At 54.9% G+C, this 7,320-nt stretch carries 5 protein-coding genes; all 5 read left to right on the top strand.

Translation table 11 applies throughout. From position 1 onward, the window contains the following. Positions 1-113: 113 nt before the first annotated feature. The 5 genes from LKE08_RS12980 (at position 114) to LKE08_RS12960 (ending at position 7,289) form a co-directional block, all read left to right on the top strand. On the top strand, positions 114-974 hold the full coding sequence (locus LKE08_RS12980) for a DUF928 domain-containing protein (RefSeq protein WP_324704652.1): 861 nt from the start codon (positions 114-116) through the stop codon (positions 972-974). 75 nt (positions 975-1,049) lie between these two features. Beyond that, a complete protein-coding gene (locus LKE08_RS12975; RefSeq protein WP_324704651.1) occupies positions 1,050-2,831 on the top strand; it encodes a ShlB/FhaC/HecB family hemolysin secretion/activation protein in 1,782 nt (593 codons plus the stop codon). 612 nt (positions 2,832-3,443) lie between these two features. Continuing rightward, positions 3,444-4,310, top strand: a complete 867-nt coding sequence (gene bchL, locus LKE08_RS12970) for a ferredoxin:protochlorophyllide reductase (ATP-dependent) iron-sulfur ATP-binding protein (RefSeq protein ID WP_324704653.1) — start codon at positions 3,444-3,446, stop codon at positions 4,308-4,310. A 35-nt stretch (positions 4,311-4,345) separates the two neighbouring features. Further along, positions 4,346-5,695 carry a DUF5331 domain-containing protein gene (locus LKE08_RS12965; RefSeq protein WP_324704650.1) on the top strand — a complete coding sequence of 450 codons (1,350 nt, stop codon included), beginning with the start codon at positions 4,346-4,348 and terminating at the stop codon, positions 5,693-5,695. 184 nt (positions 5,696-5,879) lie between these two features. Then, positions 5,880-7,289, top strand: coding sequence for a ferredoxin:protochlorophyllide reductase (ATP-dependent) subunit N (locus LKE08_RS12960; RefSeq protein ID WP_324704649.1), 1,410 nt, complete (start codon positions 5,880-5,882; stop codon positions 7,287-7,289). Positions 7,290-7,320: the final 31 nt, after the last annotated feature.

Here is a 7,320-nt window from a genome sequence, read left to right as displayed (position 1 = left end):
GCCGTGTGAGGTGAAAGTCTCATGCACGGTTCTGAATGGGAGGGGGAGATGGTAACATCTCTCTCGACCCCTAATTTATATCTCGTATTTCGCCAATTTTCGGGTTGACTCTTATGGTTCAGACGGCGTTTTCCCTCTCCCGGGCAACTTTTTTTTGGACATTTTGTACTCAAATCTTTATCTTCAGTGCTTCGCTCCTGCCTGAGTCCGCCCATCCGTTGGAAAGCCTCTCTCGACCGGGGCCGCTGTCCCCCGTCGGGGTGGAAGTCCGCCGGGAGATTTTGACGGCCTTCGAGCCGCCCCAGCGCGGCATTCCGGGCCGGCGGGAAGGGGGCGGAACCCGGGGGGGATGTTCCGAATACACCCGCCTCACCAGCCTAATCCCCGTTTCGACGATGGGCCTGACGGCCCGGGAACGACCCCAACTCTTCTTCTACTTCCCGACGGTTCCCGAAAATACCCCCGTCGAGTTCCTCCTGACTCAACTTCCCCCAGAGTCCGCAGAGAACCCGGACGAGGAAATTCTCATCCACAGTGCCACGTTCCAACTCGACATCGACAATCCGGGAATCGTGGGCATCGACTTGGCCTCCCTCGACGGATTTCCGGCCTTGGAAACCGGCCGGGATTATCACTGGTATCTCAGCGTCGTGTGTGACGAGGACAACCCGGCGGTCAACCCGGTGGTCCACGGCTGGGTCAGAAAGGTGGACTTGAATCCCGCACAGGCCGAGATCTTGGAACAATCCGACCCCAAAGAACGCCTGGAGTTTTATACCGGGCAGGAGCTTTGGTACGATCGGGTCGCCACATTTTCCGAGTTGCTCTCGTCCGACCCCGGAGATCCGGCGCTTCTTGAAGCGTGGTCGGATTTGTTGAAATCCGCCGATCTCTACATTACGGAGCGCAACCAGGTCGAATTGTATAAAGAACCGTTCGTCCCCGCCGAACTCGTCTTGGAACCGGGAGCGTGACGCCTCGGAGGCGACGGGCGGGAACGTTCAATTCAGGGCATCGCTCCGAATCTTTCCCATTTTCCATCATCCGCCATGCGTGTACGCCTTTCCGTTCTGAGCTGTGGAACGATCGCACCCTGGGCCGTCTGGTTCGGCTTTCAAGTTTCCGCCCTCGCCGTCGCCCGCCCCGTTCCGCCGCCTTTCTCTTTCTGCGATTCCCCCGATTGTCCCTTGCTCGGCCAAGTCAACCCCAGTCCCGACCCCAACCGCGATCGCTTCCTGCAACCCCTCCCCAAACCGGACAAAGTTCCCCCGCCACAACCGGAACTGCAGCCGCAACCCCCCGAAGAACCCCAACTCCCCACGGACGGCACCCCCTTCCCCATCCGGAAAATTGAAGTCGCCGGCAGCACCCTCCTCACCCCCGAAGACATCTCGGCGATCGTTTCTCCCCTCGAAAATCAGACCGTCACCCTCTCCCAACTGCGGGCCGCCGCGGACGCCATCACGGAAATCTATCTCCGACAGGGTTTCATCACCTCCCGGGCTGTCGTCCCCGAACAGACCATCGTTGATGGAGTCGTTCAAATTCGCGTCATCGAAGGGAGTTTGGAAACCATCGAGGTGGAGGGAACCCGCCGCCTCGACCCCGACTACATCATCGATCGCATCCGCCTCGGTGCGGACGTCCCCCTGAGCACCGCCAGCCTGGAAAACCAACTGCGACTCCTGCGCGTCGATCCCCTGTTCGAGAGCGTCGAGGCGAGTCTGAGGGCGGGCACCGAGGAGGGACAGAGCATTTTGGTGGTGCGGGTGACGGAAGCCGATGCCTTCCAAGTCAGTTTCAGCACGGACAACTATTCTCCCCCCAGTATCGGCAGCCAGCGCTTGGGCCTCAATGTCCGCCATCTCAATTTGACCGGGCGGGGAGACCTGCTGTTCGTCTCTTACAACACCACCCGCCTGATTACGGACGGGGAGTCGGACGTACTCGACATCCTCTACAGCATCCCCGTCAACGCCATGAACGGCACGCTCCAGTTTCGGATTCCGCCCTACCAAAACCGGGTGATTCAGGAGGACTTCGAGGACCTCAACATCGAGGGCAATTCCCTACAGTACGAAATCAGCTACCGCCAGCCGCTGGTCCGGACTCCGGCTGAGGAGTTCGCCCTGTCTCTGGGGTTCGCCTACCAGGACTCTCAAACGTTTGTGGATGGCGAGGGGTTGCGGTTCGGGTTCGGCCCGCAGGATGATGGCGTGACCCGGACGAGCGTCCTGAAATTCGGACAGGACTACATCCGTCGCGACCCTCGGGGGGCCTGGGCGCTGCGATCGCAGTTCAGTTTGGGTTTGGGAATCTTGGATGCTACGAACACGGCGTTTCTCCCCAACGGGCAGTTTTTGAGTTGGCTCGGACAAGTCCAGCGGGTGCAGCGTCTCGGCGACAATCACCTGCTGATTGTCCAGGGAGACCTGCAATTGTCCGCCGACCCCCTATTTCCGGCCCAACAGTTCGTCGTCGGCGGGGCACTGTCCCTGCGGGGCTATCGCCAGAACGTGCGGGCCGGAGACAACGGGTTCCGGTTTTCGCTGGAAAATCGCATCACCCTCAGCCGCGATCGCGCCAACTTGCCCAATCTTCAATTAGCGCCCTTTGTCGATGTCGGCAAGGTGTGGAATCACCCTGACAACCCCAACGAACTCTTCGGACAGACGTTTTTGGTGGGCGCGGGTCTGGGCCTGCTCTGGGAACCCATCCCCAACCTCAACCTGCGCGTCGATTACGCTTTCCCCCTCATGGATCTCGAAGACCGGGGCGACAACTTCCAGGACGACGGCCTCTATTTCAATGTCGTCTATACGATCGATTAGTGGGGAGTGGGGAGTGGGGAGTGGGGAGTGGGGAGTGGGGAGTGGGGAGGCGGAGGAGGCAGGGGGAAGATTCGATTTCCTGTATCCCCTATACACCCCAATTGATGGAAAATTCATAACTTTTTACAAATCGGCTTGTCCCCTTCAGAACTGACCTCGACTGGGGTGCGATCGCATCCCGTTGGGGGTCGGACGGCCAGAAATGGGCCGCGATCGCTCCGTATGTTTACTCAGCCGATCGCCACTCTTCATCCCCTCCCGCCGGAATCAAAAACGGCTCTATTCCCTTACTGGCGATAGTTTTAGCCTTTGGAGTCGCCGTCCAATGTTTTTTTATTGTAACTCTTTTTATAAAAAAAGTAAATAAAAAATTATAAAAAATTAAAAAAAAAAGGTGAGAAAGCTTTTTGGCGTTTTATGGAGTTTAGGATCTTAAATAAAAGTCAAAGAGCTGATTTTCGCACCGATCTGCCCGAACGGCCCCTTTCATTTCCCGGAAACATCATCAATAATGGCGATCGACGGGAGGCGACATCCCCGATTCCGAAATTGGCGATCGCGATCGTCCCCCAAACCCGCCCATCTGAAAACCACGCCCGAGGAGAAAAAATCGTGAAACTCGCAGTATACGGCAAAGGTGGCATCGGCAAATCCACGACCAGTTGCAACATCTCCGTCGCACTGGCCAAACGGGGCAAAAAAGTGCTGCAAATCGGCTGCGACCCCAAACACGACAGCACCTTCACCCTGACCGGATTCCTGATTCCCACCATCATCGACACCCTGCAGGAAAAAGATTTTCACTACGAAGACATCTGGCCCGAAGACGTCATCTACAAAGGCTATGGCGGAGTCGATTGCGTCGAAGCCGGTGGACCCCCCGCCGGTGCCGGATGCGGTGGCTACGTCGTCGGAGAAACCGTCAAACTCCTCAAAGAACTCAACGCCTTCGACGAATATGACGTGATTCTATTCGACGTACTCGGAGACGTGGTTTGTGGCGGTTTCGCCGCGCCGCTCAACTACGCCGACTACTGTATGATTGTCACCGACAACGGCTTCGACGCCCTGTTCGCGGCCAACCGCATCGCCGCCTCCGTCCGGGAAAAAGCCCGCACCCACCCCCTGCGTCTGGCGGGTCTGATCGGCAACCGCACCTCCAAGCGGGATCTGATCGAAAAATACGTCGAATCCGTCCCCATGCCCATTTTGGAAGTGCTTCCCCTGATCGAAGATATCCGCATCTCCCGGGTTAAAGGAAAAACCCTCTTCGAGATGGCAGAAACCGACCCCTCCCTCAACTTCGTCTGCGACTACTATCTCAACATCGCCGATCAAATCCTCTCCCAACCGGAAGGCGTCGTCCCCCACGATGCTCCGGATCGGGAATTGTTCTCCCTGCTGTCGGACTTTTACCTCAATCCCACCCAACCCCCTGTTCAAACTCCCGAAGATGAGCTAGACCTGATGATGGTTTAATAAGTCTAGCTACTCAGGATAAGGAAAAAGAGGTTATGGCTTTCTTCCAGGAGTTTACCGCTGCCCTCAAACAAAAGTGGTTGCAGTATTACCAAGAAAACCGCGACTGGTTGGTTTTACAAATGGAGTTGAGCTCCATCCCCACTCCCGACGGAGGTCGAAGGCCATCCTCTGCCATGATCTTGGGAACCATCAACGCCCTGGACCCGGATGCAGCACAGTTGATGCTGCCCTTTTCCAAACTCAATCCCGACCCGGAAAAATTGATCGAAGTTCTGGGGTTGCACTTCGACCCGGATATCGCGATCGGAATTGCTGGCGTACCGGCAACCGCACCCCCCGTACCGGCAGTTCCGGACGACCATCCGGACGCCGCGATCGAAAATAGGGGTGATATTGAGGCGGCACCGGGGTATTATCCACCTCCAGAAGTGGAAGCACCTGTGGAAGAAACCCCTCCAGATCTCGAGCCATCCTCTGATGTGGATATTGGTACGGCCGCAGTGGTGGGAGGTGCTGCTGTCGCGGGCGCGGCTTTACTGGCCACAAAGGGAGAGGATTTGGAATTGGAAGCCGATGAAGAATTGGCTACTGAAGAAGATCTCGATATGGATTTGGATCTCGATGCCGAGGAAGACTTATCCACCGACGAGATGGATTTGGATCTCGATGCCGAGGAAGACTTATCCACCGACGAGATGGATTTGGATCTCGATGCCGGAGAGGAAGACTTATCCACCGACGAGATGGATTTGGATCTCGATGCCGAGGAAGACCTGACCACCGACGAGATGGATTTGGGTCTCGATGCCGGAGAGGAAGACTTATCCACCGACGAGATGGATTTGGATCTCGAAGCCGGAGAGGAAGACTTATCCACCGACGAGATGGATTTGGGTCTCGAAGCTGACGATGACCTGACCACCGACGAAGATCTCGGCACCGACGATTTAGACCTGGGTCTGGAAGCGGGAGAAGATCTGGCCAACGACGAGATGGATTTGGGTCTGGATGGGGGAGAAGACCTAGCCACCGACGAGATGGATTTGGGTCTGGAAACTGACGAAGATCTGAGCGTTGATGACGAGTTGGATTTGGAAGGAGAAAATCCCTTTGAAGATGATTCCTCAGATGATTTTGGAGATTTGGATCTGAACCTGGGCGGAGATGATGACTTTGGAGATTTGGAAACCACTTCCGACGATGACTTAGATCTCGGAGAATTGAGTGATGATGACACCGAATTTGGCAGTCTGGATGAGATCAGTTTAGACGACCTGGGGGAAGTAACGACCGGAACCAAAGATGGGTTTGATGACTTGGATATGGAAAGTCTGACCGACTCGACAGACGATGATGATATTTCGATATCAGATATCAAATAATTCTCCAAGTTGGTTCAGGTTGTTGCATTCATGATTTCAGATTTTGGAGCATCAGCATCCAAAGTATAGGGTTCCTAATGTCCAAACTCCTGCTATTTTATCCCCACTAATTTAGCGGTTTGCAAAAGAGCTGGGTGCCGACAGCTTTAAAAAAGGCACTGAAGTTAACCACAAGGAGAAATCGATGACTGTCGCACAACCTGAAGCGCTCACCTTTGAATGTGAAACAGGGAATTATCATACCTTTTGTCCGATCAGTTGCGTCGCTTGGCTGTATCAAAAAATCGAAGACAGTTTCTTTTTGGTGATCGGGACGAAAACCTGCGGATATTTTCTGCAAAATGCGATGGGCGTGATGATTTTTGCCGAGCCTCGTTATGCGATGGCAGAGTTAGAGGAGGGGGATATTTCCGCCCAACTCAACGACTACGAAGAACTGAAGCGGCTGTGTTTGCAAATCAAGCGCGATCGCAACCCGAGCGTGATCGTTTGGATCGGAACCTGCACCACCGAAATCATCAAAATGGATTTGGAAGGGTTGGCGCCGAAACTCGAATCTGAAATTGGAATCCCCATCGTCGTAGCCCGGGCGAACGGTTTGGATTATGCTTTTACTCAGGGTGAAGATACCGTTTTGGCTGCTATGGCGAATCGCTGTCCGAAGCAAGTTGAAGAAGAGGATAAGGGCGATGGGTGCGCTGTCGCGGATCGCAACGCGATTCAGAAGTTGCTCAGTTTCGGGAAAAAGAACGAAGAAGTCGCCCGGGAAGAGTCGGAATACGTCGATCATCCGCCCCTGGTTTTGTTCGGTTCCCTCCCGGACCCGGTGGTAACAAATTTGACCCTGGAGTTGAAGAAACAGGGGATCAAAGTGTCCGGATGGCTTCCCGCCAAGCGCTACACCGAATTACCCGTCCTGGAAGAGGGCTATTATGTGGCGGGGGTGAATCCCTTCCTGTCCCGCACCGCCACCACCCTGATGCGCCGCCGCAAGTGCAAATTGATCGGCGCCCCGTTCCCCATCGGACCGGACGGAACCCGGGCTTGGATCGAGAAAATCTGCTCCGTTTTCGGCATTGAACCGAAGGGAATGGAAGAGCGGGAAGCCCAAATTTGGGCGAATCTGGAGGATTACATTCAATTAATCCGGGGCAAGTCGGTTTTCTTTATGGGGGACAATCTCCTGGAAATTTCTTTGGCGCGTTTCTTGATCCGCTGCGGGATGACTTGTTCGGAAATCGGTATTCCTTACATGGATAAGCGCTACCAAAAAGCCGAGTTGGATCTGTTGGAAAAAACCTGTCATGAAATGGGAGTTCCGACACCGAAAATTATCGAAAAACCGGATAACTACAATCAGATCCAACGCATTCACGAACTGCGTCCCGATCTGGTGATTACGGGTATGGCGCACGCCAATCCTTTGGAGGCTCGCGGGATCAATACTAAATGGTCTGTGGAGTTTACCTTCGCGCAAATTCACGGATTTACTAACGCCCGAGATATTCTGGAGTTGGTGACTCGTCCGCTGCGTCGGAACAATAATCTCAAGGATTTGGGTTGGGATAAGTTGGTGAAGGAAGCGAAGGTTTGATCCCCCCCAGCCCCCATCCCCCCCAGCCCCC

It is taken from the genome of Lyngbya sp. CCY1209 (assembly GCF_035615495.1).
Classification (GTDB): domain Bacteria; phylum Cyanobacteriota; class Cyanobacteriia; order Cyanobacteriales; family Microcoleaceae; genus Limnospira.
This window is presented reverse-complemented; position numbering and strand designations above follow the sequence as displayed.

Excerpts from the sequence above, each read along its gene's own strand:
- LKE08_RS12980 (WP_324704652.1), top strand. The coding sequence starts at position 114 with ATGGTTCAGACGGCGTTTTCCCTCTCCCGGGCAACTTTTTTTTGGACA.
- LKE08_RS12975 (WP_324704651.1), top strand. The coding sequence starts at position 1,050 with ATGCGTGTACGCCTTTCCGTTCTGAGCTGTGGAACGATCGCACCCTGG.
- LKE08_RS12965 (WP_324704650.1), top strand. The coding sequence starts at position 4,346 with ATGGCTTTCTTCCAGGAGTTTACCGCTGCCCTCAAACAAAAGTGGTTG.
- LKE08_RS12960 (WP_324704649.1), top strand. The coding sequence starts at position 5,880 with ATGACTGTCGCACAACCTGAAGCGCTCACCTTTGAATGTGAAACAGGG.